The sequence below is a fragment of the Roseibium sp. RKSG952 genome, assembly GCF_009711355.1.
The window spans coordinates 1-263 of record NZ_SMMF01000108.1; the positions used below are offsets into that span (position 1 = coordinate 1).

The window sequence follows — 263 nt, forward strand, 5'->3', positions numbered from 1 at the left end:
CGGGATCTTGTTTTGGTTTCTTGTGCGGCCAGCGGCGGTTTCGCCTGCTTTTCCGTCCTACGCGGGCCCCGCTTTGGTGAGCTGGACCAGTCTCCTCATGTTGTAGACGAAGTTGGCAATTCCGATTTTTGTCCGGGCCCTTGCAATACCGATGGTGCGGACGGTCAGCACCATGACCGCCTTTTGATAGGCAAAGACATGTTCGCCTCCTGGAACCGTTAGTCTAATGATTAGCGACTGTCCGGAAACAGGGACGAACTCCA

General features: G+C 55.1%; 1 pseudogene. It reads right to left on the reverse strand.

The features are described 5' to 3' along the window. Window positions 1–57: 57 nt before the first annotated feature. Window positions 58–263, reverse strand: a pseudogene (locus tag E1297_RS49435) (hypothetical protein); the annotation flags it as partial.